Annotated in this window: 25 protein-coding genes and 1 riboswitch; of the genes, 16 read left to right on the forward strand and 9 right to left on the reverse strand. The window is 65.9% G+C overall.

Translation table 11 applies throughout. From position 1 onward, the window contains the following. Positions 1-7 precede the first annotated feature (7 nt). The 4 genes from GR158_RS16375 to mtgA all read right to left on the reverse strand — a co-directional run bounded on the left by GR158_RS16375 (position 8) and on the right by mtgA (position 2395). Complete coding sequence (locus GR158_RS16375) at positions 8-415, reverse strand: hypothetical protein (RefSeq protein WP_160871802.1); 408 nt, start codon at positions 413-415, stop codon at positions 8-10. A gap of 171 nt (positions 416-586) precedes the next feature. Then, positions 587-772 (reverse strand): 50S ribosomal protein L32, encoded by a 186-nt coding sequence (gene rpmF / locus GR158_RS16380; protein WP_134648268.1) that lies wholly within the window; start codon positions 770-772, stop codon positions 587-589. Positions 773-919: 147 nt separating this feature from the next. Beyond that, entirely contained in the window at positions 920-1567 is a 648-nt protein-coding gene (locus tag GR158_RS16385; protein WP_160871803.1) for a glutathione S-transferase family protein, read from the reverse strand. Positions 1568-1639: 72 nt separating this feature from the next. Then, complete coding sequence (mtgA, locus tag GR158_RS16390) at positions 1640-2395, reverse strand: monofunctional biosynthetic peptidoglycan transglycosylase (RefSeq protein WP_202402305.1); 756 nt, start codon at positions 2393-2395, stop codon at positions 1640-1642. A gap of 136 nt (positions 2396-2531) precedes the next feature. Between mtgA and GR158_RS16395 the strand changes: the two genes are divergently transcribed. The 3 genes from GR158_RS16395 (at position 2532) to GR158_RS16405 (ending at position 5423) form a co-directional block, all read left to right on the forward strand. Beyond that, positions 2532-3449, forward strand: a complete 918-nt coding sequence (locus tag GR158_RS16395; protein WP_160871805.1) for a polyprenyl synthetase family protein — start codon at positions 2532-2534, stop codon at positions 3447-3449. 4 nt (positions 3450-3453) lie between these two features. Further along, positions 3454-4509 carry a histidinol-phosphate transaminase gene (gene hisC, locus GR158_RS16400; protein WP_160871806.1) on the forward strand — a complete coding sequence of 352 codons (1056 nt, stop codon included), beginning with the start codon at positions 3454-3456 and terminating at the stop codon, positions 4507-4509. A gap of 269 nt (positions 4510-4778) precedes the next feature. Then, complete coding sequence (locus tag GR158_RS16405; RefSeq protein WP_160871807.1) at positions 4779-5423, forward strand: LysE family translocator; 645 nt, start codon at positions 4779-4781, stop codon at positions 5421-5423. Between the two features lie 15 nt (positions 5424-5438). On the opposite strand, the gene ispG is transcribed toward GR158_RS16405, so the two are convergent. From ispG to GR158_RS16425, 4 genes are all read right to left on the reverse strand, one after another. Continuing rightward, the gene (gene ispG, locus GR158_RS16410; protein ID WP_134648258.1) at positions 5439-6692 is read right to left on the reverse strand and encodes a flavodoxin-dependent (E)-4-hydroxy-3-methylbut-2-enyl-diphosphate synthase; all 1254 of its coding nucleotides are present in this window, start codon (positions 6690-6692) and stop codon (positions 5439-5441) included. Positions 6693-6899: 207 nt separating this feature from the next. Beyond that, positions 6900-7643, reverse strand: coding sequence for a Bax inhibitor-1/YccA family protein (locus GR158_RS16415; protein WP_160871808.1), 744 nt, complete (start codon positions 7641-7643; stop codon positions 6900-6902). A 191-nt stretch (positions 7644-7834) separates the two neighbouring features. Further along, a complete protein-coding gene (locus tag GR158_RS16420) occupies positions 7835-10387 on the reverse strand; it encodes an ABC transporter permease (RefSeq protein WP_160871809.1) in 2553 nt (850 codons plus the stop codon). Continuing rightward, positions 10384-11097 carry an ABC transporter ATP-binding protein gene (locus GR158_RS16425; protein WP_160871810.1) on the reverse strand — a complete coding sequence of 238 codons (714 nt, stop codon included), beginning with the start codon at positions 11095-11097 and terminating at the stop codon, positions 10384-10386. The genes GR158_RS16420 and GR158_RS16425 overlap by 4 nt, the downstream gene beginning before the upstream one ends. A 59-nt stretch (positions 11098-11156) precedes the next feature. Here GR158_RS16425 and GR158_RS16430 point away from each other — a divergent pair, with 59 nt between their 5' ends. The 8 genes from GR158_RS16430 to GR158_RS16465 all read left to right on the forward strand — a co-directional run bounded on the left by GR158_RS16430 (position 11157) and on the right by GR158_RS16465 (position 19245). Further along, the gene (locus tag GR158_RS16430; protein WP_134648250.1) at positions 11157-11801 is read left to right on the forward strand and encodes an arylesterase; all 645 of its coding nucleotides are present in this window, start codon (positions 11157-11159) and stop codon (positions 11799-11801) included. Between the two features lie 82 nt (positions 11802-11883). Next, on the forward strand, positions 11884-12465 hold the full coding sequence (gene thpR / locus GR158_RS16435) for an RNA 2',3'-cyclic phosphodiesterase (protein ID WP_134648248.1): 582 nt from the start codon (positions 11884-11886) through the stop codon (positions 12463-12465). A gap of 117 nt (positions 12466-12582) precedes the next feature. Next, a complete protein-coding gene (locus tag GR158_RS16440; RefSeq protein ID WP_160871811.1) occupies positions 12583-12903 on the forward strand; it encodes a hypothetical protein in 321 nt (106 codons plus the stop codon). Positions 12904-13156: 253 nt separating this feature from the next. Then, positions 13157-16234, forward strand: a complete 3078-nt coding sequence (locus GR158_RS16445; RefSeq protein ID WP_160871812.1) for a helicase-related protein — start codon at positions 13157-13159, stop codon at positions 16232-16234. A 3-nt stretch (positions 16235-16237) separates the two neighbouring features. Then, entirely contained in the window at positions 16238-16657 is a 420-nt protein-coding gene (locus GR158_RS16450; protein ID WP_160871813.1) for an RNA-binding S4 domain-containing protein, read from the forward strand. Positions 16658-16875: 218 nt separating this feature from the next. After that, entirely contained in the window at positions 16876-17214 is a 339-nt protein-coding gene (fdxA, locus tag GR158_RS16455) for a ferredoxin FdxA (RefSeq protein ID WP_134652966.1), read from the forward strand. A 369-nt stretch (positions 17215-17583) separates the two neighbouring features. Continuing rightward, complete coding sequence (locus GR158_RS16460; RefSeq protein ID WP_119257839.1) at positions 17584-18153, forward strand: CarD family transcriptional regulator; 570 nt, start codon at positions 17584-17586, stop codon at positions 18151-18153. A 231-nt stretch (positions 18154-18384) separates the two neighbouring features. Then, positions 18385-19245, forward strand: a complete 861-nt coding sequence (locus tag GR158_RS16465; protein WP_160871814.1) for an RNA polymerase factor sigma-32 — start codon at positions 18385-18387, stop codon at positions 19243-19245. Between the two features lie 96 nt (positions 19246-19341). Here the strand turns inward: GR158_RS16465 and GR158_RS16470 are convergent, their stop codons facing one another. After that, the gene (locus GR158_RS16470) at positions 19342-19521 is read right to left on the reverse strand and encodes a hypothetical protein (RefSeq protein WP_160871815.1); all 180 of its coding nucleotides are present in this window, start codon (positions 19519-19521) and stop codon (positions 19342-19344) included. A gap of 188 nt (positions 19522-19709) precedes the next feature. After that, positions 19710-19821: riboswitch (TPP riboswitch) on the forward strand. A 36-nt stretch (positions 19822-19857) separates the two neighbouring features. Between GR158_RS16470 and thiB the strand changes: the two genes are divergently transcribed. The 5 genes from thiB to GR158_RS16495 all read left to right on the forward strand — a co-directional run bounded on the left by thiB (position 19858) and on the right by GR158_RS16495 (position 25360). Beyond that, positions 19858-20865, forward strand: a complete 1008-nt coding sequence (thiB, locus tag GR158_RS16475; protein ID WP_160871816.1) for a thiamine ABC transporter substrate binding subunit — start codon at positions 19858-19860, stop codon at positions 20863-20865. Positions 20866-20881: 16 nt separating this feature from the next. After that, a complete protein-coding gene (gene thiP, locus GR158_RS16480) occupies positions 20882-22510 on the forward strand; it encodes a thiamine/thiamine pyrophosphate ABC transporter permease (RefSeq protein ID WP_160871826.1) in 1629 nt (542 codons plus the stop codon). Next, positions 22503-23222 (forward strand): thiamine ABC transporter ATP-binding protein, encoded by a 720-nt coding sequence (gene thiQ / locus GR158_RS16485; RefSeq protein ID WP_160871817.1) that lies wholly within the window; start codon positions 22503-22505, stop codon positions 23220-23222. The genes thiP and thiQ overlap by 8 nt, the downstream gene beginning before the upstream one ends. Before the next feature lie 297 nt (positions 23223-23519). Next, positions 23520-24941 (forward strand): M48 family metalloprotease, encoded by a 1422-nt coding sequence (locus GR158_RS16490; RefSeq protein ID WP_246665686.1) that lies wholly within the window; start codon positions 23520-23522, stop codon positions 24939-24941. A 134-nt stretch (positions 24942-25075) separates the two neighbouring features. Beyond that, entirely contained in the window at positions 25076-25360 is a 285-nt protein-coding gene (locus GR158_RS16495; RefSeq protein WP_160871819.1) for a GIY-YIG nuclease family protein, read from the forward strand. Positions 25361-25554 lie beyond the last annotated feature (194 nt).

The following is a 25554-nucleotide window of genomic DNA, read 5'->3' on the forward strand; positions in this document are numbered from 1 at the left end:
CGCGCCGTCAAAGCCCGATCGAGAGATCGCGGCTCGCCGTGCGGATCGAGACCGCGAAACCGGCGACGACATCGATGAAGATGATGGTCATCAGGATGAAGAAGATCTGCGTCGCCGCGCCCTGCACCAGCAGGAACTCGACGAGCGCGACGACGAACAGCACCATCGACAGCATGTGATCGAGCAATGCGCGCGAACCCGGCCGCGTGGCTTTCAGGATTTCCACGAACAGCAGCGCCAGTGCGATGAGGATGATGAGGTCGCCGAAGGCGAGCGTCCACGTCGCGCCCGAGAGCATGTTGACGGAGAGGACCTCGCTGTCGAGCACGGCAATGCCGCCGGTGCCGAACAGGCCGGTCATGGCGAGATTGTAGAGCGCGAAGGGCAGGATCAGCAGCGGTATGGCCAGCAACATCGGCAAACTCCCGGTGGCCGCGCGTCATGGCGGCGTCCGGGCCCTCTTAGCCGAAGATCGCCCGCAAGGAAACGGCGGCGTGCCGGAATGGGGCGGATCGGCCAAAAATGCCGGCAAAAGAAAAGGGCCGGTCGCCCGGCCCCTGATCTCAGCTGACGCTGGAAACGCGGATTACGCGCTTTCCTTCGGCGTCAGAACCTGGCGACCGCGGTACATGCCGGTCTTCAGGTCGATGTGGTGCGGACGGCGCAGTTCGCCCGAATTCTTGTCTTCGACGTAGGTCGAGCCCTTCAGAGCGTCTGCGGAACGGCGCATACCGCGCTTGGACGGGCTCACTTTTCTTTTCGGTACAGCCATTTGACTAACTCCACTTATCAGGCAAACACATCCTCGCGCCACCGAATGGCTGACAAGAACATGTCGTTATCTCGGAAATTGGGCCGGCTTATACACAGCAAAACCCTGCTTGACCAGTCCCCGCGCGGTTTTTTTCGATTCCGTCGCCTAGGCCTCGTCCTCCGGCACGATCCACGGTTCGGCCAACGCGGCCGCCTGCCACTTCTGCCATGCCGGATGCGCCTTCACGCGGGCGATATAGGCGAGCACGGCGTCGTCCTCAGTGAGGCGGTAGGTTTCGAAGCGGTTGACCACCGGCGCGTACATCGCATCCGCTGCCGAGAAGGCGCCGAACAGGAAGGGGCCGCGGGAGCGCGCCAGCGCCTCCTTCCAGATCGTCTCGATGCGCGCGACGTCGTCCGTCACGCCGTCGGGAAGTGCTATGGCGCGCGGTTCGCGGCGAATGTTCATCGGGCAGGCATTGCGCAGCGCGCGGAAGCCGGACAGCATCTCCATCGAAATCGCGCGGGCCTCGGCGCGGGCGCCCGCATCCTTCGGCCAGATGCCTTTATCGGGAAACAGCTCTGCGACATATTCGATGATGGCGAGCGATTCCCACACGCGCACATCGCCGTGATGCAGCACCGGCACGCGCCCCGTCGGCGAGATCGCCTTGAACTTCGGATTGCCCGCCGGAAAATCGAAGGGGATCACCTCATCGGTGAACGGCACGCCGGCCGCTTCCATGGCGATCCATGGCCGCAGCGACCAGGATGAATAGTTCTTGTTGCCGATATAGAGGATGAGGTCGGACATGGCATGGGCTCCGTGTGAGAGGCCGCATGGTTACGCGCTCACGGGCGCCCGCGCCAATGAAAAGCCGTGACGTCAGTCATAAAGGCATTTGATGTAATCGCCCGAGCGGCCCGCCCGCCGGTCGATCAGCCGCGCCAGGCTCTGGAGGCCCGGGCCGGGTTTGCCGGCATTGCGGGTATAGGGATTGGGCAGCGAGACCGCCAGCAATGCCGCCTGGCGGCGCGAAAGCTTGGCGGCGGAAACGTTGAAATGATACTGTGCCGCCGCCTCGATGCCGTAGATGCCCGGCCCCCATTCGGCGACGTTGAGGTAGATTTCCATCAGGCGGCGCTTGCTCCAGACGAAGTCGGCGACCACGGCGAGCGGCACCTCCATCGCCTTGCGCACGAAGGAGCGGCCGTTCCACAGGAAGAGGTTCTTGGCGGTCTGCATGGGGATGGTGCTGGCCCCGCGCGTCTGCTCGCCGGCCAGCGCCTCGTTGACGACCTCGCGCATGGCGCCCCAGTCGACGCCGGCATGACGGCAGTACTGCCCGTCCTCCGACATCATCACGGCGCGCACCACATTGGGCGAGATGTCCTCGAAATCCACCCATTGCCGGTCGTAGCCGCGCAGCAGCACGACATCGCGCAGCATGAGGGTGGAGATCGGGCGGACGAACTCCGCAGTATAGAGCACGATCAGCACATAGGGCAGCGCGACGAACGCCAGGAGCGCCAGACAGAGGCGACGCCAGTTCTTGCGCAGGCGGGTCATCCAGCCATCCCTGGCATCGGGCTCAGCCTTTCCTTCGATCGTGTCTTCCCGCGTCTCAGGTACGATGTCCAAGTGCCGGCGCCCGTCCTTCCAGTGTTGCGACTTCATACCGTTCCGGCGCGCCAAAAACCAGCACTGTGCCGCGATTCTTTGTCGCCATCCCGTCCTTCCCGTTGCTTCGGCCGGGGGGCCATGCCAAAGAGCGGCCATGAGCGAGCGTCATCAGGAATTTCTGTCCCTCTTGAAGAGCAACGGCGAGGCGGTGGAGACCGTTCTGGCCACGCTGCTCTCTGCGGATGTGCAGCCGGGCGAGATCGCACGCCCGGCGCGGCTTCTCGCCGCCATGCGCCACGGCGTGCTGAACGGCGGCAAGCGCCTGCGCCCGTTCCTCGTCATCGAGGCGGCCGCGCTGTTCGATGGGGTGGAGCGCGAAACGGCGGTGCGCGTCGGTGCCGCTCTGGAGTGCATCCACTGCTATTCGCTGGTGCATGACGACCTGCCGGCCATGGACGACGACGACCTGCGCCGCGGCCAGCCGACCGTGCACATCGCCTTCGACGAGGCCGCGGCGATCCTTGCCGGCGACAGCCTTCTGACGCTCGCCTTCGATATCGTCGCTTCGCCCGAAACGCGGCTGCCCGACGCCACCAAAACGGCGCTCGTGCTGGCGCTTTCGCGCGCGGCGGGCATCGGCGGCATGGCCGGCGGCCAGGCGCTCGATCTCGATGCCGAGAAGACGGCGCCGGACGAGGCTGGTATCGTCACATTGCAGGCGATGAAAACGGGTGCGCTGCTGCGCTTTGCCTGCGAGGCCGGCGCGATCATCGCCGACGCGTCGCCTGCCGACCGCGCGACGCTGCGCCGCTACGGCGAAACCGTCGGCCTGGCGTTCCAGATCGCCGACGACCTGCTCGATCTCACCGCCGACGCCGCCACGCTGGGCAAGGCGACGGGCAAGGATGCGGAGCGCGGCAAGGCGACGCTGGTGGCGCGCCGCGGCCAGGCCTGGGCGGAAGACCGCCTCCAGGCGCTTGTGAAGGAGGCCGAGGCGCTTCTTGCGCCCTTCAGCCATCGGGCCGGAATCCTCGTCGAAACCGCCCACTTCATCGCCAATCGCAGGAACTGACGCCATGAGCAAATTCTGGTCGCCGATCGTCGCCACGCTCAAGCCCTATGTCGCGGGCGAACAGCCGCGCATTCAAGATCTCATCAAGCTCAACACCAATGAAAATCCCTACGGGCCGTCGCCCAAGGCCATCGCCGCCATGCAGGCGGTCGTCGCCGACAGCCTGAAGCTCTATCCCGATCCGTCGGCGCTGGCGCTGCGCCAGTCGATCGCCCGCTTTTATGGCGTGGCGGAGGACGAGGTCTTTGTCGGCAACGGTTCCGACGAGGTGCTGGCGCATGTCTTCGCCGCCCTGCTCAAGCACGAGAAGCCGCTGCTCTACCCCGATATCACCTACAGCTTCTACCCGACCTACTGCCGCCTGTTCGGCATCGAGGCGGTGGAGATCGCGCTGAAGGACGATTTCACCGTCGATCTCAAGGATTATGACCGTCCCTGCGGCGCCATCATCCTCGCCAACCCGAACGCGCCGACGGGCATCGGCCTGCCGCTTTCCGCCATTGAGGCGCTGGTCGCCGCCCATCCCGACCAGCCGGTGGTGATCGACGAAGCCTATATCGATTTCGGCGGCGAAAGCGCCATTCCGCTGACGAAGACATACGACAACCTGCTCGTGGTGCACACGCTGTCCAAGTCGCGCTCACTTGCCGGCCTGCGTGTCGGCTACGCCATCGGCCAGCGCCCGCTGATCGATGCGCTCGAGCGCGTCAAGGACAGCTTCAACTCCTATCCGCTCGACCGCATCGCCCAGGCCGGCGCGACCGCCGCTATCGACGATCGCGCATGGTTCGACGAGACGCGCGGCAAGGTCATCGAAAGCCGCGAGCGCGTCACCGGCGCGCTGCGCCAGCGCGGCTTCGAGGTTTTGCCCTCGCAGGCCAACTTTGTCTTCGCCCGCCATCCCGATCACAGCGGCGAGGCGCTCGCGAGCGGCCTGCGCGAGCGGGCGGTGCTCGTGCGCCACTTCGCCAAGCCCCGCATCTCGGATTTCCTGCGCATCACCATCGGTACGCCGGAAGAATGCGACCGCCTGATCGCGGCGCTTGAAGAGATCGTCTGAGGTTTCGCAAGCCCCCTCATCCGCCTGCCGGCACCTTCTCCCTGCCGGGGAGAAGGTGATGACGGCGCCCTCTCGTCCTCCCGATGCCGACGGGTCGAGCAACACGTCGCCCAACTTCCCCTTCTCCCCGGCGGGGAGAAGGTGGCCCGAAGGGCCGGATGAGGGGGACGCGTCACATCACGACCCGACAGGGACATGTGGTGCAATTCTCCGGCTGTCAGACGGCAAGCGGATCGCGTATCGTTGCCGGAAATCCATCCGGTGACCCCATGACCGACCTTACCCCCTATCTGCCGCAGCTCGCCGTCGCCTGGACGGCCTATCTTATCGGGACCGCCTCGCCGGGCCCGGCGATCCTCGCCATCATCTCGACATCGATCAGCCGCGGCCGGCAGGCGGGCGTGGCGCTCGCGCTTGGCGTCCTTACGGGCTCCTATGTCTGGGCGATCCTCACTGCCTCGGGCCTGTCCGCCCTCATCCGCACCTATGGCGAGGCGATCGTCATCCTGAAGATCGTCGGCGGCTGCTACCTGCTGTGGCTGGCCTGGAATGCCTATCGCGCCGCACGCAAGAGCGAGGAGACCTACCGCGCGCAGATCGCGGCCATGCCGGCGCTTTCGCTGCGGCGGCAATATCTCAAGGGTCTCGGCATCCACATCACAAACCCCAAGGCGATCTTCAACTGGATCATGCTGACGTCGCTCGGCATGCCGCCGGGCGCACCGGGCGGCGTCATGGCGACCTTCATCGCGGGCTGCATGGTGATGGGCGTCTGCGTCTTCCTCGGCTTCGCGCTGGTCTTCTCGCTCGCGCCGGTGCACCGCGCCTATCTGAAGTCGCGCCGCGCCATCGAAGGCGTCATGGCCGCCTTCTTCGCCTTTGCCGGCTTCAAGCTCCTGACGACGCGGCTCTGAGCCGCGCCGGAAGGCTCATTCCGCCGCCGCCTGGCCCTGGCCGTAGCGCTTCTCGATATAGTCGTTGACCAGCGCCTCGAAGTCGCCGGCGATGTTGGTGCCGCGCAGCGTCATCGCCTTCTTGCCGTCGATATAGACGGGCGCGATCGGCAGTTCGCCGGTGCCGGGCAGCGAGATGCCGATATCGGCATGCTTGCTCTCGCCCGGCCCGTTGACGATGCAGCCCATGACGGCGACCTTGAGGCCTTCGACGCCGGGATATTTCCCGCGCCACACCGGCATGTTCTTGCGGATGTCGTCCTGGATCTTCTGGGCGAGTTCCTGGAACACCGTGGAGGTGGTGCGGCCGCATCCCGGACAGGCGGCGACCACGGGAATGAACTGGCGGAAGCCCATGACCTGCAGCAGTTCCTGCGCCACCTGCACCTCGCGGGTGCGGTCTCCGCCGGGCTCCGGCGTCAGCGAGATACGGATCGTGTCGCCGATGCCCTGCTGCATGAGAATGCCGAGCGAGGCGGAGGAGGCGACGACGCCCTTGGTGCCCATGCCGGCTTCGGTCAGGCCGAGATGCAGCGCATGGTCGGAGCGCGACGAGAGCATGGCGTAGACGGCGATGAGGTCCTGAACGGCCGACACCTTGGCCGAGAGGATGATGCGGCTGCGTGGCAGGCCGATCTCCTCGGCCATCTCGGCCGAAAGCAGCGCCGACTGGCAGATCGCCTCGCGCATCACCTGCTGGGCGGTGAGCGGCGAGCCCCTGTCCTGGTTCTCGTCCATCAGCCGGGTCAGGAGCTCCTGGTCGAGCGAGCCCCAGTTGACGCCGATGCGCACCGGCTTGTCGTAGCGGATGGCGGTCTCGACGATGGCCGAGAACTGCTTGTCCTTCTTGTCCTTGAAGCCGACATTGCCGGGATTGATGCGGTATTTCGCCAGCGCCTCGGCGCAGGCCGGGTGATCGGCCAGCAGCTTGTGGCCGATATAGTGGAAGTCGCCGACCAGCGGCACGTCGAGGCCCAGGCGCTCCAGGCGCTCGCGGATCTTCGGCACGGCGGCGGCACTTTCGTCGCGGTCGACGGTGATGCGCACGATTTCCGAACCGGCGCGATGCAGGGCTGCGACCTGGGCCACCGTGCCATCGATATCGGCGGTATCGGTGTTGGTCATCGACTGGACGACGACAGGCGCGCCGCCGCCGACCAGCACGCCGCCGACATCGACACCGACGGACTGGCGCCGCGGCTTCGGTTCAAAGTCGAAGGAGAAGGACATTTTGGAGCCTCTTGCGCGAACGCGGCCGTGCGGGGCTTGCAGCGCGGCCTTTGCCCTCAGGTGGCGCAGGAAAAGGGGCTTGTCAACCGCAGGCCCCGGCAGGCGCGACGATTTGATCGCCGCAGGGGCACGCCAGAGGAGAGCGCACCATAAAAAACCCCGCCGTCTCCGGCGGGGTTTCGATGACCAGCCCTTCGGCTGCCGGGCTTACTCGCGGTTGCCGAGGAAGCGCAGCAGGAAGAGGAAGAGGTTGATGAAGTCGAGGTAGAGCGTCAGCGCGCCCATGATGGCCTTGCGGCCGGCCATGGCGGTGTCGTCTGCTTCGAAGTACATTTCCTTGATCTTCTGCGTGTCCCAGGCGGTCAGGCCGGCGAAGACGAGAACGCCGATCGCGGAGACGGCGAAGTCGAGCGCCGACGACTTGAGGAACAGGTTGACGAGCGAGGCAATGATCAGGCCGAACAGGCCCATGATCAGGAACGAGCCCATCGCGGAGAGATCACGCTTCGTCGTGTAGCCGAACAGCGACAGCGCGCCAAAGGCGGCGGCCGAGACGAAGAAGGTCTGCGCGATGCTGGCGCCCGTGTAGACCAGGAAGATCGACGAGAGCGACAGGCCCATCAGGCCCGCATAGATCCAGAACGTCGTCTGCGCCGCGCCGACGCTCATCGACTGGATGCGGAAGCTCAGGAAGAAGACGAGGGCGAGCGGGGCGAGCATCACGACCCACTTCAGCGGGCTCACATAGATGGCGTAGCCGAAGCTCGTGAGCTGGCCGCCGGCAAAGGCAGCCTGCGAAGCGAAGTAGGCGACGACACCCGTGATCGCGAGACCCAATGCCATCAGGTTGTAGACCCGAAGCATGTAGGCGCGCAGGCCCTCGTCGATGACGGCGCCGGCCTGAGCGCCGGTGTTCACCGTTCGAGTCTGGTAGTTACGGAGATCAGCCATGTTTTCCTCTATGTTCAAGCCCCATGGTCTATACGGTGTCGGGCGCCCGGTTATTCGCTTCGACGGTTCGAAACGCGTTTTCCGGGTCCGGGCAGCCGCTGCGGGGCTCCAGCTTGCCTGACGTAAATATGCGCATCAATTGTGTTGTGCACAAGACCTGCGACCCCAGGGAGAATAGCGGGGCGTGCGATTTAGAGCTCCCGCAGCACCGGCGCGGCCTTCTGTCCCAGAATGCGCCACGTCCCGGCCAGGCCGATACCGACCGTCATGATCAGCGCCGTCGCCACCGTCATCACGGCCACATCAGGCAGGAAGCTCGACGGCAGCTTCATGATGCGGGCCACCACGAACCAGGCCGATACGCCGCCGGCAAAGAGCGCAAACAGCGCCGTCGCCAGTCCCAACATCAGATATTCGTAGCTGAAGGCGCGGATCAGCGTGGCGCGGGTGGCGCCCAGCGTCTTCAGCACGACGGCATCGTGCACGCGCGCCCGGTTGCCGGCGGCCAGCGCGCCGGCCAGCACCAGGATGGAGGCGATCAGCGCCACGGCGGCGGCGGCGCGGATGGCGGTCGCCAGCTGGCCGACCAGCTCGTTCACCACATCGAGTGCATCCTTGACGCGCACGCTGGTCACGGTCGGATAGGCATTGGTGATGGCTCTCAGCGTCGTGGCTTCCTGCGCCGCCGTCGCGCCCGGATCGATCACGGTGGCGAGCCAGGCATGCGGCGCACCGGCGAAGGTGTTGGGCGAGAAGACCATCACGAAGTTGATCGACAGCGATTCCCACTCGACATTGCGGAAGTTGGCGATGCGCGCCGTGATGTTGCGGCCGAGCACGTTGACGGTCACGGTGTCACCGAGCTTCAGGCCCAGTTCGCGACCCTCGTCGGTCGAGAACGAGACGAGCGGTTCGCCCGTATAATCCTCCGGCCACCATTCGCCCGCGCTCAGGGTGGAATTCTCCGGCACGTTCTTCGCATAGGTGATGCCGCGGTCGCCGCGCAGCACCCATTGACCCTCCGGCGGCACCTCCACCTTGGCGACATCCACGCCGTTCAGCTCCATCACGCGGCCGCGCAGCATCGGCACCTCGATGATCTTGCCCTCGGGCATGTTGGCGGAGAGCACGTCGCGGAAGCCGTCGAGCTCGCTGCCCTGGATGTCGACGAAGAAGAAGTTCGGCGCGCGGTCCGGCAGGCTGCCGGTCAGTTCGCGGCGCAAATTGCCGTCGATCAGCGTCAGCGTCACCAGCAGCGCGAGCCCCAGGCCGAGTGACAGCACCACCGAGGACGTGAGCGCGCCCGGCCGATGGATGTTGCCGATGGCGAGCCTGAGCGAGGGCGAGTTCACCCGCGGGCTGCGTTTGGCGATTGCCGTGATCAGCATGGCGACGGCGCGCAGCACCACGAAGGCGAAGGCAATGGCGCCGAGGAACACCGAGGCGATATAGCGGTCATAGGCGGTGAAGATCGCCAGTCCCGCCAGCGCCGCGAGGAATGCGGCAGCACCCAGCACATAGGGCCAGCTCGGCAGGCGTGACGATTGGAATCCCTGCTCGCGGAACAGCGCGGTCGCCGGCACCTCGCGGGCATGGCCGAGCGGCATGATGGCGAAGGCGAGCGCCGTCAGAAGGCCGAACACGGCGGCCAGCAGCAGGGCGGACGGATAGAGCTGCGCCTCGGCCGGCACCGGCAGCACGCCCTCGAGGAACTGCATGGCAACGAGCGGCATCAGCGCGCCCGCGACGAGGCCGATGAGAATGCCGACGGCCGCAATCAGCGCGATCTGCGTGAGATAGACGAGCGCCACCAGCGAGGCCGGCGCACCCAGGCATTTGAAGGTGGCGATGACCGAGCGCTTGGAATCGAGATAGGCCCGCACCGCATTCGCCACGCCCACGCCGCCGACGATCAGCGCCGTGAGGCCGACCAGCGTCAGGAACTGCGAGAAGCGCGTGATGTTGGCGGTGAGCGAGGGGGCCGCGCTGTCGGCGGTGCGGATCGACCATCCCGCGGTCGGGAACGCCTTTGCCGAATCGTCCCGGATCGTCGCGATGGACGCATCGGGATTGGTCAGGCGGATGCGGTAGGCGTTTTCGACGAGGCTGCCGGTCTGGATCAGCCCGCTCGCCTGCAAGGCCTCTTGCGAAAGCATCAGGCGCGGGGCAAGCCCGAACCCTTCGGAAACGGCATCCGGCTCGCGCGCCATGGTCGCCGTCACCTTGATCTTCGCATTGCCGAGCAGGATCTCGTCGCCGACGGCGATGTTGAGCCGGTCGAGCAGCAGCGGCGCGACGATGGCGCCCCAGGCATCGCCCTGCCGGGCCATCAGGTCGGCGGAGGGCTGTTGCGGCACGGTTTCCAGCGCGCCGTAGAGCGGATAGGCGCCGTCGACGCCGCGCGCCTCCACCAGCGTCTGGTCGGACCCGTCGGGCAGGCGCGCCATGGAGCGCAGCCCGGTCGACAGCGACACGTCGCCGAGGCCCTGGAAATAGGCCATTTCCTCCGGCGTCGCCATGCGGTTGCGCAGCTCGAAACGCACGTCGCCGGCCAGTAGCGACTGCCCTTGCGAGGCGATCGCCTGCGTGATGGCGCTGGAAACGGAGTTGACGCCGGCAATGGCCGCCGTGCCGAGCGCGATGCAGGCGAGGAAGATGTAGAAGCCCTTCAGGCCGCCGCGCATCTCGCGCAGCGCCAGGCGAAGGGCAAGCGGAAACTGTTTGAGGACCGCACCGATCCTCATGCCGGCACCGCCTCGGAAACGGCTGCCGCGGGCGCGGCCCCCGAGACGATCTCGCCCGAGCGCATGGCGACCTGCCGGCTGCACCGGGCGGCAAGGGCGGGGTCGTGCGTCACCAGCACCAGCGTCATGCCGCGCTCGGCCTGCTTGGCAAACAGGAGGTCGGCGATCTGCCGGCCGGTTTCCGTGTCGAGATTGCCGGTCGGCTCGTCGGCGATCAGCAGCTTGGGCGAGGGTGCCAGCGCGCGGGCAATCGCCACGCGCTGCTGCTCGCCGCCCGAGAGCTGGCCGGGATAGTGCGACAGGCGCTCGCCCAGCCCGACGGCCGTCAGCTCGCGTCGCGCGATGTCGAAGGCGCCGGCCACATTGGCCAGTTCCAGCGGCACAGCGACATTCTCCAGCGCCGTCATGTTGGGAATGAGGTGAAAGGACTGGAACACGATGCCGATATTGCGGCCACGGAAATCGGCGACCTGGTCCTCGTTCATGCCGTGCAGCCCGGCGCCGTCGATGTGGATTTCGCCGCTGTCGAGCCGCTCCAGGCCGGCCAGAACCATCAGCAGCGTCGACTTGCCGGAACCCGAGGGTCCGACAATGCCGACCGATTCGCCTGCATCGATCGAAAGGTCGATCCCCCTGAGCACATGCACGGAGGCGGCCGCCTGGCCCAGGGTGAGATCGGCTTTTTTGAGATCGATGATGCTTTTGGCCAAGGAATTCTGCCCTATATGATTGTGAAGAACCGCAATGCCAGCAATCTAGGAACCTCGCCATGGCGTTTAAAGCGACGCTCGGATTTTTAACCGCCCTTGCGATCACAGCTTTGTTATCCGTCGGTGCCGCGCGCGCCGAGCCCGTCAAGCTCGTCGGTTTTGGTGACAGCCTGATGGCCGGCTACCAGCTTCCGGCGGGCGATGCCTTCCCCGTCAAGCTGGAAGCCGCCCTGCGCGCCAAGGGGCATGAGGTGGAGATCGCCAATGCCGGCGTTTCCGGCGATACGACCTCCGGCGGCCTTGCGCGCCTCGACTGGTCGATCCCCGACGGCACGCAGGGCGTGATCCTCGAACTCGGCGCCAACGATGCGCTGCGCGGCATTGCGCCCGAAGAGACCGAAAAGAACCTCGACACGATGATCACGCGGCTGAAGGAGCGCGGCATCGCCGTGTTGCTCGCCGGCATGCTCGCGCCGCCGAACATGGGCCCCGAATACGCCGAGCGTTTCAACGCCGTCTACGGCAAGCTTGCCGAGAAGCACGACGTGCCGCTCTATCCGTTCTTCCTCGAAGGCGTCGTCACCAAGGCCGATCTCCAGCTGGAGGACGGCATGCACCCCAACGCGAAAGGCGTGGATGCGATGGTGCAGGCGATGCTTCCGGCCGCCGAACGTTTCCTGACCTCCCTCAAGGCCGGGGAGTAATTCTCGCGGGTGCGAAATTAGGGTTGCGCGAAACGGCTTTGCGTGATTCGCTGACGTTACATTCCAGTAGGGAGAGGTCATCATGCCGAGACTTTTCGTCGCCCTCGAAGTGCCGCGCAACGCGGCGATGAGCCTCTCGCTTTTGAGAGGCGGCCTTCCCGGAGCCCGCTGGATCGATGTCGAGAACTTCCACATAACCCTTCGTTTCATCGGCGACATCGACGGCCGCACGGCCGACGAGGTGGTCGACCGGCTCGACCGCATCGAGCGGCCGGAATTCCAGCTGGCGCTGTCCGGCATCGGCTCCTTCGGGTCGAAGAAGCCCCATTCCGTCTTCGCCGGCGTCACCCAGGCGCCGGAAATGTATGCGCTGCAGGCGGAAATCGAGCGCATCTGCCAGCGGCTCGGCCTGCCGGCCGATCCGCGCAAGTTCACGCCGCATGTCACGCTGGCGCGCCTGCGCAACGCCCGCACCGAGGATGTCGCGCGCTACCTTACCGGCCGCGGCAACTTCCACACCGCCCCCTTCATGGTGAACCGCTTCGTACTGATGTCCTCCAAGGAATCCGTCGGCGGCGGCCCCTACCTCACCGAGGAGGTCTTCCCCCTCTACGACACCGGAAGCGCCTGGGACGGTACGGATATCTACGACCATCCGGTGTGAGGGGTGTCCACGCCTCTTTAACCGCCTGTTGTCTTTTTCATGCGATTCAACCCTGAATATCGGGGCGATTGGTATGGTCTTGCAGGTTGGCGGCAATGATGTGGCGGGGAAATCGCGATGACGCGGTTCAAGCGGATTCTCGTGTTCGCTCATCTCCTGCTTTGGGTCGGGTTCGCGTCAGCCGCCTATCTGGAGGCGGGGCCGTTCAGGGCGCGGAGCTGCTGGCAGCTCATCATGCTTTATTTCCCGCCCCTTCAGTTTGTCTTTATGGCAATCGCTGTGATCAGCGTGGTTACGCTCTTCATGTGTCTGTTCGACGGGAAGCTGCGCATGCATCCACGGATCGATCTCGCCTGGCACGGGCTGATCCTCGTGGCGGGCCTGACGGCATGCGGTCTCGCCGGCTATGCCGCATCGGGGCCGATAGCCTGCCTCTAGAGGTGTCCTGACGAGCAGCCCGATTCAGCATCTTGTGGCGGGATCGTGAGTCCGATCAAGCACTTGCGGTGAACAAAGCCGGAATGCGGGCGAGTCAGCGATTCGTCTCCGTTTCGTTCCGCGGCTGTTCCCTGAGCCGGCAAAACATCGGAAAATCCGGCGCATTTCGCCTTGCCCCTTGCCATCGGTGGCTGCGATGGGCATCTGTTGCCGGAAACGGAACCAGCCGGGGCATGTCTTGTCGCAAGCACCCATGATTGTGAGCGGCCGCGGGGTCACCGCGGTGCTCGGCCCGACCAATACGGGCAAGACCCACTACGCAATCGAACGCATGGTGGCACATGAGACGGGCATTATCGGCCTGCCTCTGCGCCTTCTGGCGCGCGAGGTCTATACGCGCCTCGTCGAGCGGGTCGGCCAGCACAATGTCGCGCTCATCACCGGCGAGGAGAAGATCACGCCGCATATGGCGCGCTTTTCGGTCTGCACGGTGGAGGCCATGCCGCGCGAGACGCGCGCCTCCTTCGTCGCCATCGACGAGGTGCAGCTTGCCGGCGATCTGGAGCGCGGCCACATCTTCACCGACCGGGTGCTGCATCTGCGCGGGCGCGACGAGACGCTGCTTTTGGGTGCGGGCACCATGAAGCCGATCCTCGAGCAGATGCTGCCGGGCATCCATGTCATCGAGCGTCCGCGGCTTTCCCAGCTGTTCTATTCCGGCTCCAAGAAGATCACCCGCCTGCCGCAGCGCACGGCCATCGTCGCCTTCTCCGCCGACGAGGTCTACGCCATCGCCGAGCTCATCCGCCGTCAGCGCGGCGGGGCGGCGGTGGTGCTCGGCGCGCTTTCGCCGCGCACCCGCAACGCGCAGGTCGCGCTCTACCAGGAGGGCGATGTCGAATATCTCGTCGCGACGGACGCGATCGGCATGGGCCTCAACCTCGATGTCGATCACGTCGCCTTCGCGCAGGACCGCAAGTTCGACGGCTACCAGTTCCGCAATCTCAATCCGGCCGAGCTTGCCCAGATCGCCGGCCGCGCCGGCCGGCATCTGCGCGACGGCACGTTCGGTGTCACGGGCCGCGTCGATCCCTTCGACGAGGAGCTTGTCGAGCGCATCGAGACGCACCAGTTCGATCCGGTCAAGGTTCTGCAATGGCGCACGACCCGCTTCGACTATTCCTCGCTGCAATCGCTTCGCCTGTCGCTCGAGGCCGCCCCGCCGATCGGCGGGCTGACGCGCGCGCTGCCGGCGGTCGACCAGCAGGCGCTGGAGCACCTGTCGCGCTATCCCGATATCCGTGAGCTCGCCAGCACGCCCGAGCGCGTCGAAAAGCTGTGGGAAGCCTGCGCGCTGCCCGACTATCGCCGCATCACGCCCGCCCAGCATGCCGACCTCATCTCGACGCTCTATGCGGATCTCGTCCGGCGCGGCACGGTCAACGAGGACTTCATGGCCGACCAGGTCCGCCGCTCGGATCGCACGGACGGCGAGATCGACACGCTTTCGGCGCGAATCGCGCAGATAAGGACGTGGACCTATGTGTCGAATCGGCCCGGATGGCTTGCCGATCCGACACACTGGCAGGAAAAGACGCGGGAAATCGAAGACCGATTGTCCGATGCGTTACATGAACGGTTGACGAAACGCTTTGTTGATCGCAGGACATCTGTGCTCATGAAGCGCCTGAGAGAGAATGCGATGCTGGAAGCTGAAATCAGTGTGAATGGCGATGTCTTCGTGGAAGGACATCATGTCGGGCAGTTGGCCGGTTTCCGGTTCACGCTCGTCTCCGGAACGGAAGGTCCCGATGCGAAGGCCGTGCAGGCGGCTGCGCAGAAGGCGCTCGCGCTGGAGTTCGAAGCCCGGGCCGCGCGCCTGCATGCGGCCGGCAATGGCGACCTCGCGCTCGGCTCCGACGGCACCGTGCGCTGGCTCGGCGATCCCGTCGCGCGTCTTGCCGCGTCCGATCACATCATGCGCCCGCGCGTCATCCTGCTCTCCGACGAGCAGCTGACGGGCAATGCGCGCGACCATGTCGCCGCCCGCATCGAGCGTTTCGTGAACCATCACATCGCCACCGTCCTGAAGCCGCTCGACGATCTTTCCCGTGCGGAAGACCTGCAGGGTCTCGCCAAGGGCCTGGCCTTCCAGCTCGTCGAGAACCTCGGCGTGTTGTTCCGCCGTGACGTGGCCGACGACGTGAAGTCGCTCGACCAGGACGGCCGCGCCTCCATGCGCAAGCACGGCATCCGCTTCGGCGCCTATCACATCTTCATGCCCGCGCTGCTGAAGCCGGCCCCGGCCGAACTCATCACGCTGCTCTGGGCGCTGAAGAACGACGGTCTGGACAAGCCGGGTTACGGCGATCTCATTCCGGTTCTCGCCGCCGGCCGCACGTCGGTCGTCACCGATCCGAGCTATGAGCGCACCTTCTACAAGCTCGCCGGCTTCCGGTTCCTCGGCAAGCGCGCCGTGCGCATCGACATTCTCGAGCGTCTCGCCGACCTCATCCGCCCGCTGCTTCAGTGGAAGCCGGGCACGCCGCGTCCGGACGGCGCCTATGACGGCCGCCGCTTCACCGCGACGACCGCCATGCTTTCCATCCTCGGCGCCACGCCCGACGACATGGAAGAGATCCTCAAGGGTCTCGGCTACCGCGCCGACAGCGTGACCGCCGAAGAGGCCGCCGCCTTCCTCGCCGCCCAGGCCCCGGCCGATGCGGGTGCTGCCACTCCGGCGGACGCCGCAGGCGAGCAGGATGGCGATGCCGACGAGGCGCAGGCCGACGTTGCCGAAGAATCGGCCGCCGAAGCCCCTGCCGCGGAAGCACCCGCGTCCGAAACGCCCGTTGAAGAGACGCCGGCCGCCGAGACGGCGGAAGCCCCGGCTGCATCGGATGCCGCAGCCCCCGAGGCTGCCGGCGAAAGCGCCGATCCGGTCGAGGCCAAGCCCGTGCTGCTCTGGCGTCCGGGTTCGCGCCACGACAACCAGCGCCAGGGCGGCCACCGCCATGGCGGCGAGCGGTCCGAGCGTGGCGAACGCCGTGGCGGCGACCGCAACCGCGGCCAGCAGGCCGGGGAGCGCGGTGAACGCGGCGAGCGTCGCGAAGGCGGCCGCGGCCGTCCCGACCAGAATCGCGGCGGCCGCGACGGAAAGCCGCAGGGCGGCAACCGCGACCGCAACGAGCAGCGCAACGATCGCAACGAGCGCGGCGGAAAGCCGCAGCAGGCGAAGTTCGAGGCCCGTCCGCCCCGCAAGGAGAAGCCGATCGATCCGGATTCGCCCTTCGCAAAGCTCGCGGCGCTCAAGGAGCAGCTGAAGAAGTAAGCCATGGCGCGCGACGAGGAACAGCCGGCCGGTCAGGCGCGACAGCGCATCGACAAGTGGCTGTTCTTCGCGCGCCTGCGCAAGTCGCGCTCGCTGGCGGCGAAGTCCGTCGAGGCGGGCGATGTGCGCGTCAACGATCTCGCCATCCGCCAGCCCTCCTATGCCGTGCGTCCCGGTGATGTCGTCGTGCTTTCGCTCGAGCGCCACGACATGGTGGTGAAGGTGCTCCAGACCGGCGAGCGCCGCGGCCCCTATGAGGAGGCCCGCCTTCTCTACAGCGACATGACGCCGCCCCCGCCGCCGCGCGAGGAACGCAATCTCTTCGCCCAGGCCACGCGCGAGCGCGGCGCTGGCCGGCCCACCAAGCGCGAACGCCGCGAGATCGACCGCCTGCACGATTATCCGGGCGAAGGCGACGGCTGAGTGCCGGGCCGTTCCGGGCCGCGCTTTAGAATTCTATACCTCGCAAGCCGCAGATCGCGCATGTATTACGCTTGCAAAGCGCCCGCAAAGCCTTTACCTCAGCCACCGGACAGCCTGCTTCTCGCATCTCCTGCTGTCTGCCAGCCGATTGCGTGACAGGCTTTGCGGCAATGGACGGTTCCGCCGTCCGCCTGCTTGTGATTTTTCTGGAGTTCATCATGACGTATGTCGTGACCGACAACTGCATCCGCTGCAAATATACGGACTGTGTCGAAGTCTGCCCTGTCGACTGCTTCTACGAAGGCGAGAACTTCCTGGTCATCCACCCGGACGAGTGCATCGATTGCGGCGTCTGCGAGCCGGAATGTCCCGCCGAGGCGATCAAGCCCGATACGGAGCCGGGTCTCGACAAGTGGTTGAAGATCAACACGGAATTCGCGTCGATCTGGCCCAACATCACCGTGAAGCGGGATGCGCTGCCCGAGGCCAAGGAAATGGACGGCGTGGAAGGCAAGTACGAGCAGTACTTCTCGCCCAATCCGGGCAAGGGCGACTGACCGGCCGCACCGCGGCCGCCGAAGCTGGGGAAAAAAGCCTGTCCTCGCCAAAAGGCGATAGGGCAGGCTTGATGACCCATGCGAAGCAAATTATTGATTTCGGCACTTTTTTGTGGTAGGGTCCTGATACTGATCCACATCGCGGCATTTTGCGTGCCCGAACACCACCACGAAAGCAAACGATCCCTCACCGTCGCTCACCTCCCATAGGCAACCTCGGTTGCTCGCATGTGATCGCGTTGCAGTGGACCTCTTTGCGCATGGCGGACGGACCAGAGTGGTGACACCGCAGGGTGCCCCCCGTCTTTCCCGGGTCCCCGGACCCACCCCGGCCTCATCGGGGAGTGTAACAGGGAGTATTTGAACAGAATGACGACCCAGCAGAAGAAATCTTCCACGCGCCAGGGCTTCAAGACCGGCGAGTCGATCGTCTATCCCGCCCACGGTGTCGGCCAGATCGTGGCCATCGAGGAGCAGGAAGTCGCCGGCATGAAGCTTGAGCTTTTTGTCATCGATTTCGAAAAGGACAAGATGCGTCTCAAGGTGCCGGTTGCCAAGGCCGTTTCCATCGGCATGCGCAAACTGTCGGAGACCGATTTCGTCGACCGCGCGCTGAAGGTTGTCCAGGGCAAGGCCCGCGTGAAGCGCACCATGTGGTCGCGCCGCGCGCAGGAATACGATGCCAAGATCAATTCCGGCGACCTGATCTCGATTGCCGAAGTGGTCCGTGACCTCTATCGCGCCGAGAACCAGCCGGAGCAGTCCTATTCCGAGCGCCAGCTTTACGAAGCTGCCCTCGACCGCATGGCCCGCGAAATCGCCGCCGTCAACAAGATGTCGGAAACCGAAGCCGTCCGTCTCGTCGAGACGAACCTCGCCAAGGGTCCGAAGCGCGGCAAGGCCATCGAGGAAGATGACAGCCAGGACGAGGCCGCCTGATCTAGGGCACTCCGTCACGATTTAAAGCCCGGCTGGCGACAGCCGGGTTTTTTTATGGAACTTTTTTGCGGCACGCCCGTTTGACTGGCCGAGGATGACCGAAGGGCGCTGTGCCGCGGCATCGTCCCGGCCATGCCGGGCGATCCACTGGCCTCTCCGGACTGTCTTCTCTATGGGCGAACGGGTGGTTCATGCCTCCCCGGAGCCGGTTCGGTTCACGTGGAGAGACGCATGGCTACGACGACCGCAGAGCGCCGCATGATCAAGCTTGCCATGTCCGCGCCCTACCTTGAGAGGGACGAGGAACAGGCTCTTGCCCAGGCCTGGAAGAACAATCAAGACCAGGAAGCCCGTAACCGCATTGCCATGGCCCATATGCGCCTGGTCGTTTCGATGGCGGGCAAGTTCCGCAATTTCGGCCTGCCGCTCAGCGATCTCGTGCAGGAAGGCTATATCGGCCTTCTGGAAGCCGCCGCCCGCTTCGAGCCGGAGCGGCAGGTGCGCTTCTCCACCTATGCCAGCTGGTGGATCCGCGCCTCGATCCAGGATTACGTGCTTCGCAACTGGTCCATCGTGCGCGGCGGCACCAGTTCGGCGCAGAAGGCGCTGTTCTTCAACCTGCGCCGTCTGCGTGCCCGGCTCGCCCGCGGCGACACCCGTCTGACCGCCGAGGCCATGCATCAGGAAATCGCCGCCGCCATCGGTGTCAGCACCGCCGACGTGCGCACCATGGATGCGCGCCTGTCCTCGTCGGATATCTCGCTGCAGGCGCCGATCTCGCCCAATGAAGGCGAGGGCGCCAGCCGCATCGATCTTCTCGCCAGCGAGGCCCCCCTGCCGGACGAGCAGGCCGAAGGCTCCATCGATGGCGAACGCCGCCATCTCTGGCTCTATTCGGCGCTCGGCGAACTCAACGAACGCGAGATGAAGATCATCCGCGCCCGCCGCCTCGCCGAAAACGGCGCAACGCTCGAGGAACTGGGCGTCCTGCTCGGCATCTCCAAGGAGCGCGTCCGCCAGATCGAGAACCGGGCGCTGGAAAAGCTGAAGGCCGTCCTGGTCAGCAAGACCACGGATTTCGCCTACGCCTGAGCAGCCAGACGCCGGCTGTTTCCTCGCGCTCCCGACAGCAAAGGACCCGGATGCAGGGACATCCGGGCCTTCGGGGGAGGTCATTCACGATGCCGCTCAGTTGCAGACCTTGATCTTCCGGATCACGACGTCGCCGTAATAATCGTAGGATTTCACCTTCTTGATGAAGCATTGCGGCTGCTCATAGCCGTAGCTGTCGTAGCAGGCATATGAGGGCGCTGCGAAGGAAACGGCGGCGACGAGGGCAATAGTGGCGGAAACGATGGTCTTGCGCATGGGTCTCTCCTGATCTCTGGCCTGATGGATGCGACGAGCTGTTCTCGTCCGGTGATGAGAAGATCGCACAGCGCCGCCTTGCCCGCTGTTTCCCACGGAACAGGCCGATTTTCCGTCCATTCCCGCCTGCCGGGCTTTGCTCTCCCGTCCGCCCCTTGCGCGCCGTCGCGGGCCGGATTATGCCTTGTCCTGCTCTAACGGGGTGCCCGCAGGTTTCGGTCTGCTGGCTGAGAGGCGTCACGCCAACCCGAAGAACCTGATCCGGCTCGTACCGGCGGAGGGATTAGACGGCTCAATCCAGCGCCCTATTCCCGTTGTGACAACAAGGAGGCGCGGATGCGCACGCTACTTTCCACATTGGTTACGGCGCTCGCCGTTTGTGTCGCCGTCCCCGCATCGGCGCAGGAAAAGACGCTGACCGTCTACACCTATGAGAGCTTCATCGCCGAATGGGGCCCGGGCCCCAAGGTCAAGGAAGAATTCGAGAAGACCTGCGGCTGCAAGGTCGAATGGGTCGGCGTGGCCGATGGCGTGGAGCTCCTGACCCGCCTCAAGCTGGAGGGCGAGGGCACCAAGGCCGACGTGGTGCTCGGCCTCGATACCAATCTCATCGCCGAGGCGAAGGCCACGGGCCTGTTCGAGGCGCATGGCCTCTCGCCGAAGGATCTGACGGTGCCCGGCGGCTTCTCCGACGATACGTTCCTGCCCTACGACTACGGCCATTTCGCCGTCGTCTATGACAGCGAGACGCTGAAGAACCCGCCGGCGAGCCTCAAGGACCTGGTCGAGGGCGATCCGGCGGAGAAGATCGTCATCGAGGATCCTCGCACCTCCACGCCGGGCCTCGGCCTGCTGCTCTGGGTCAAGTCGGTCTATGGCGACAAGGCGCCCGAGGCCTGGGAAAAGCTCAAGCGGCGTGTCCTGACCGTCACGCCGGGCTGGTCGGAAGCCTATGGCCTGTTCACCAAGGGTGAGGCGCCGATGGTGCTGTCCTACACGACCTCGCCGGCCTATCACGTCATCGCGGAGAAGAACGAGCGCTACAAGGCGGCCGCCTTCTCGGAAGGCCACTATATCCAGATCGAGGTTGCCGGTCTCACCCGCACCGCCGACGACAAGGCGCTGGCCCGCCAGTTCCTCACCTACATGACGGGCCCGGATTTCCAGTCGATCATCCCTGAAACCAACTGGATGATGCCGGCTGGCAAGACCCGCGATCCGCTGCCCGCGGCCTTCGATGCACTGGTCAAGCCGGAAAAGACCTTCCTCATGTCGCCGGAAGAGGTCGCGGCCAACCGAAAGGCCTGGATCGACGAATGGCTCGCCGTGATGAGCGCCAAGTAGCCGGGTAAACACCGTGATCTTCGCCCGCGCCGAAAGACGCACGCTCGATATCGCCGGTGCGCTCGCGCTTGGCGGCGTGCTGGCCTTCGTCGGCGCGGCGACGGTCGTGCTGCTCGGTCATGCCGGTTCAGGGAGCGGTGAAGGCGCGCCGCTGTTCGATGCCTATATCCTGCGGGTGGCGCGCTTTACCTTCCTTCAGGCCGCGCTTTCCACGCTGCTGTCGGTGGCGCTCGCCATTCCCGTGGCGCGTGCCCTGGCGCGCCAGCGCGCCTTTCTCGGCCGTGTCTGGATCCTGCGGCTGTCGGCCGTGCCGCTCGGCCTGCCGGCGCTCGTCGCCGCCCTCGGCATAATCGAGATCTGGGGGCGCCAGGGCGTGGTGAACGATCTCCTGCGGCTTGCCGGCCTGCAAAACCCGGTCAGCGTCTACGGGCTGACGGGCATCCTCATCGCCCATGTCTTCTTCAACCTGCCGCTCGCCGTGCGCTTCCTCGTCGCCGCGCTCGACCGCATCCCGGCGGAATACTGGCTGAGTTCGGCCAATCTCGGCATGGGCGGCGGCGCGGTGTTCCGGCTCATCGAATGGCCGGTCATCCGGCGCGTGCTGCCGGGCATCGCCGGCCTCGTCTTCATGCTGTGCGCCACGAGCTTCACCCTCGTCCTCACGCTCGGCGGCGGGCCGGCCGCCACCACCATCGAGGTCGCGATCTACCAGGCGCTGCGCTTCGATTTCGATCCCGCCCGCGCCGTCCTGCTCGCCTTCCTGCAGATCGCGGTCACGGCGCTGTTGCTTTTCGTGCTCTCGCTGTTCGGCCGGCCGCAGGATGAGGGCGTGACGGCGGGCCGCGCCATCCGACGCTTCGACGGCCGCCGGCGGCGCGTCACGGACGGGTTCGTCATCCTCGCCTTCACCCTCTTCACCGCCGCGCCGCTGCTGGCGACGCTCGTTTCGGGCCTCGCCGCCGATTTCGGCCGGCTCGCGCTCGATCCGATGCTGCACCGCGCACTTCTGACCAGCCTTGCGATCTCGCTTGCCTCCGCCAGCCTCAGCCTCGCCATCGCGCTGCCCGTCGTGCTGGTGCCGCAGCTTGCCGAAAGCGGCGCGGCGGGGCCGGCGCGGCTGATAATGGCGGGCGCGCTTCCGGCGGTCGGCTCGCTCATCCTGCTCGTGCCGCCGGTCGTCGTGGCCACGGGCTGGTTCCTCATGCTGCGGCTTTTCGGCGAGACCGGCCGCTTCGCCCCGGCCATCGTCACCGTCATCAATGCGCTGATGGCGCTGCCCTTCGTGGTGCGCGTGCTGGGGCCTGCCTATCGCACCCATCTCGCCCGCACGGCGCGTCTGGCGCTCAGCCTCGGCATCACGGGTCGCCGCCGCCTTGTGACGATCGACTGGCCGGCGCTGAAGAAACCCTTCCTCACCGCCTTTGCCTTCGCCATGGCGCTGTCGCTCGGCGATCTCGGCGCCGTTGCCATCTTCGGCGCGGAGGGTTTCGTGACGTTGCCCTGGCTGCTTTACTCACGCATGGCAAGCTACCGCACCGCCGATGCCGCCGGCATCGCGCTCATCCTGGGCGTGCTCTGCCTGCTCCTGACGCTGCCCTCGACCGCCCCCGATCGCGCCCCCGAAAGGCCCGGCCCCGATGCCTGATACCGCCATCGCCCTTTCCGATGTCACCGTGCGCTTTGCCGAAAAGACGCTCGCCTTCGACTGCGCCATAAAGCCCGGCGCGGCCGTCGCGGTGGTCGGGCCGTCGGGTGCGGGCAAGTCGACCCTGTTCAACGTCATCGCCGGTTTCCAGCCGCCTGCGGCCGGTTCGGTCCGCCTGCTGGGCGAGGACATGGCGGGCCGTGATCCCGCCGAGCGGCCGGTCTCCATCGTCTTCCAGGACAACAACCTGTTTTCCCACCTCACCATCGCCGACAATGTCGGCCTCGGCATCGATCCGGGGCTGCGTCTGGATGCGGCGGGGCGGCGCGGCGTGTCCGAGGCGCTCGCCCGCGTCGGCCTCGGCGGCTACGAGACGCGCCTGCCCGGTTCGCTGTCCGGCGGCGAGCGGCAGCGGGTGGCGCTGGCCCGCGCGCTGGTGCGCCGCCGGCCGATCCTGCTGCTCGACGAACCCTTCGCCGCACTCGATCCCGCCATGCGCGCGGATATGGCGGCGCTGCTTGCCGATCTCGTCGCCGAGACGCAGGCGACCATGCTGTTCATCACCCACCAGCCCGAGGATATCGGCCGGCTGGCGGGCGAGGTGATCTATGTGACGGACGGCAAAATCCGCTTCCACGAGCCGGCCGGCGATTTCCTCGCCCGGCGGGAGCCCGCCGACATCGCGAAATTCCTCGGCCGTTCCGTGCCTTAGCGACGGCCGCGGCGGTTTTGCCGCGTCCGATGCCACAATTTGGTCGCCCCCCTGTGTCACCGGAGCCACATGGGAACCGTTTGTTGAATAGGGAGTTGCCGACCGTATGGGGCGCGTCTATCTCCTGCATTCACAAACGCACGATCCGCGCCGTGTCCGCATGCTTTGGCTGCAGACCGGGAGCGGACCCATCAAGGGGCGTGGGCTAGAGACATGGCGAAGGCAAGGCAGGCAGCTGCAATCGTATCCGGACGCGGGGTGAACAGGCCCGTCGCGGCCCTGTTGCTCGCCGCCACGATGCTGACCGGCTGCCAGTCGCTGATCGAGCAGAGCTACGAGCCGACGATCGCGCCGTCCTCCAATCCGCAGATCGTCGATGAAGTGCAGAAGAACGACCCGCGGGCCCAGATGGGCGCGCGCGAGCATCCGCGCATCGTCGCGAGCTATGGCGGCGAATACAAGGACGCCAAGACGGAGCGGCTTGTCGCGCGCATTACCGGCGCGCTGACGCAGGTCTCGGAAAACCCGAACCAGTCCTACCGCATCACCATCCTCAATTCGCCGGCGATCAACGCCTTCGCGCTGCCGGGCGGCTATCTCTACGTGACGCGCGGCCTCTTGGCGCTTGCCGACGATGCCTCCGAAGTCGCCGCCGTGCTGTCGCATGAAATGGCGCATGTCACCGCCAACCACGGCATCGAGCGGCAGAAGAAGGAAGAGGCCGAGGTCATCGCCAGCCGCGTGGTGGCCGAGGTCTTGTCCAGCAACATTGCCGGCAAGCAGGCGCTGGCGCGCGGCAAGCTGCGCCTTGCCGCCTTCTCGCGCAACCAGGAGCTCCAGGCCGACGTCATCGGCGTGCGCATGCTGGGCGAGGCGGGTTACGATCCCTACGCCGCCGCCCGCTTCCTGGATTCCATGGCGGCCTATGCCCGCTTCACGGCGGTCGATCCCGATGCCGACCAGAGCCTCGACTTCCTGTCGAGCCATCCCAATGCGCCGCAGCGCGTGGAACTGGCGCGCATGCATGCCCGTGCCTTCGGCGCGGAAGGGCAGGTGGGTGATCGCGGTCGCGACTACTATCTCGCCGGTATCGACGGGCTGCTCTACGGCGATGCGCCGGAAGAGGGCTATGTGCGCGGGCAGACCTTCCTGCACGGCAAGCTCGGCATCCGTTTCGACGTGCCGGCCGGCTTCCAGATCGACAACAAGGCCGATGCGGTGCTGGCGACCGGCCCCGGCGATGTCGCCATCCGCTTCGACGGCGTGGCCGACAGCCGCGGCCAGAACCTCGTCAACTACATTTCCAGCGGCTGGGTGACGGGCCTGAGGCCCGACACGATCCGCTCCGTCAGCCTCAACGGGCTGGAGGCCGCGACCGCGCGCGCCGCCGCCGACCGCTGGGAGTTCGACGTGACCGTCGTGCGCATCGACAAGAAGATCTACCGTTTCCTGACGGCCGTGCCGACCGGCTCGCCGGCGCTGGAGCCGACGGCGAACACCCTGCGCACCTCGTTCCGCAAGCTCACGCCGGCGGAAGTCGAGAGCCTGAAGCCGCTGCGCGTGCGCGTCGTCACCGCGCGCCCGGGCGATACCGTCGCCACGCTGGCCGGCCGCATGCTCGGCACCGACCGCAAGCTCGACCTCTTCCGCCTGATCAACGCCATGACCGTCACCAGCATGGTGCGCCCCGGCGAGAAGTACAAGATCATCGCCGAATAACCCGCACCGACCGTCTGGTGCCGGTGGGATGATGCGCGGATGACGGAAGGAAGGTGCTGGTTTCCCCCCACGCTTCTCTCCTGGCGTCATCTCCGGGCTTGACCCGAGGACCCACAGCCGCTCACTCTGCGCGTATGGCGGGATATGTCTACATCGTCACCAACCGCAGGAATGGCACGCTCTATATCGGCGTGACATCCGATCTCGAGCGTCGCGTCCACGAACACCGCGAAGGTCTGACACCAGGATTTTCCTCGACATACGGCTGCAAACGGTTGGTCTGGTATGAGGAACATGACAGCATCGTCACGGCCATCCAGCGGGAGAAGTCGCTGAAGCGGTGGTATCGACAATGGAAGATAGAATTGATCGAGACAATGAACCCCGACTGGCGCGATCTGTACGAGGCGTTCGGTTGAGGGCATTCCCATCGCATAAAGACCCCGTCGCCGCACGGACGGTGACGCAATAGCTGCGTGCGGAGCCATGGATCCTCGGGTCAAGCCCGAGGATGACGGAGGGGAGGCGTGGGTTTCCAGCCAGTGCATCGGTGCCGCATGCGGTGTCGTCAGTTTGGCTCCGGCACATCTCTTCTGGCGTCATCCTCGGGCTT

It is taken from the genome of Shinella sp. AETb1-6, from assembly GCF_009826875.1.
In the GTDB taxonomy this organism is placed as follows: Bacteria; Pseudomonadota; Alphaproteobacteria; order Rhizobiales; family Rhizobiaceae; genus Shinella; species Shinella sumterensis.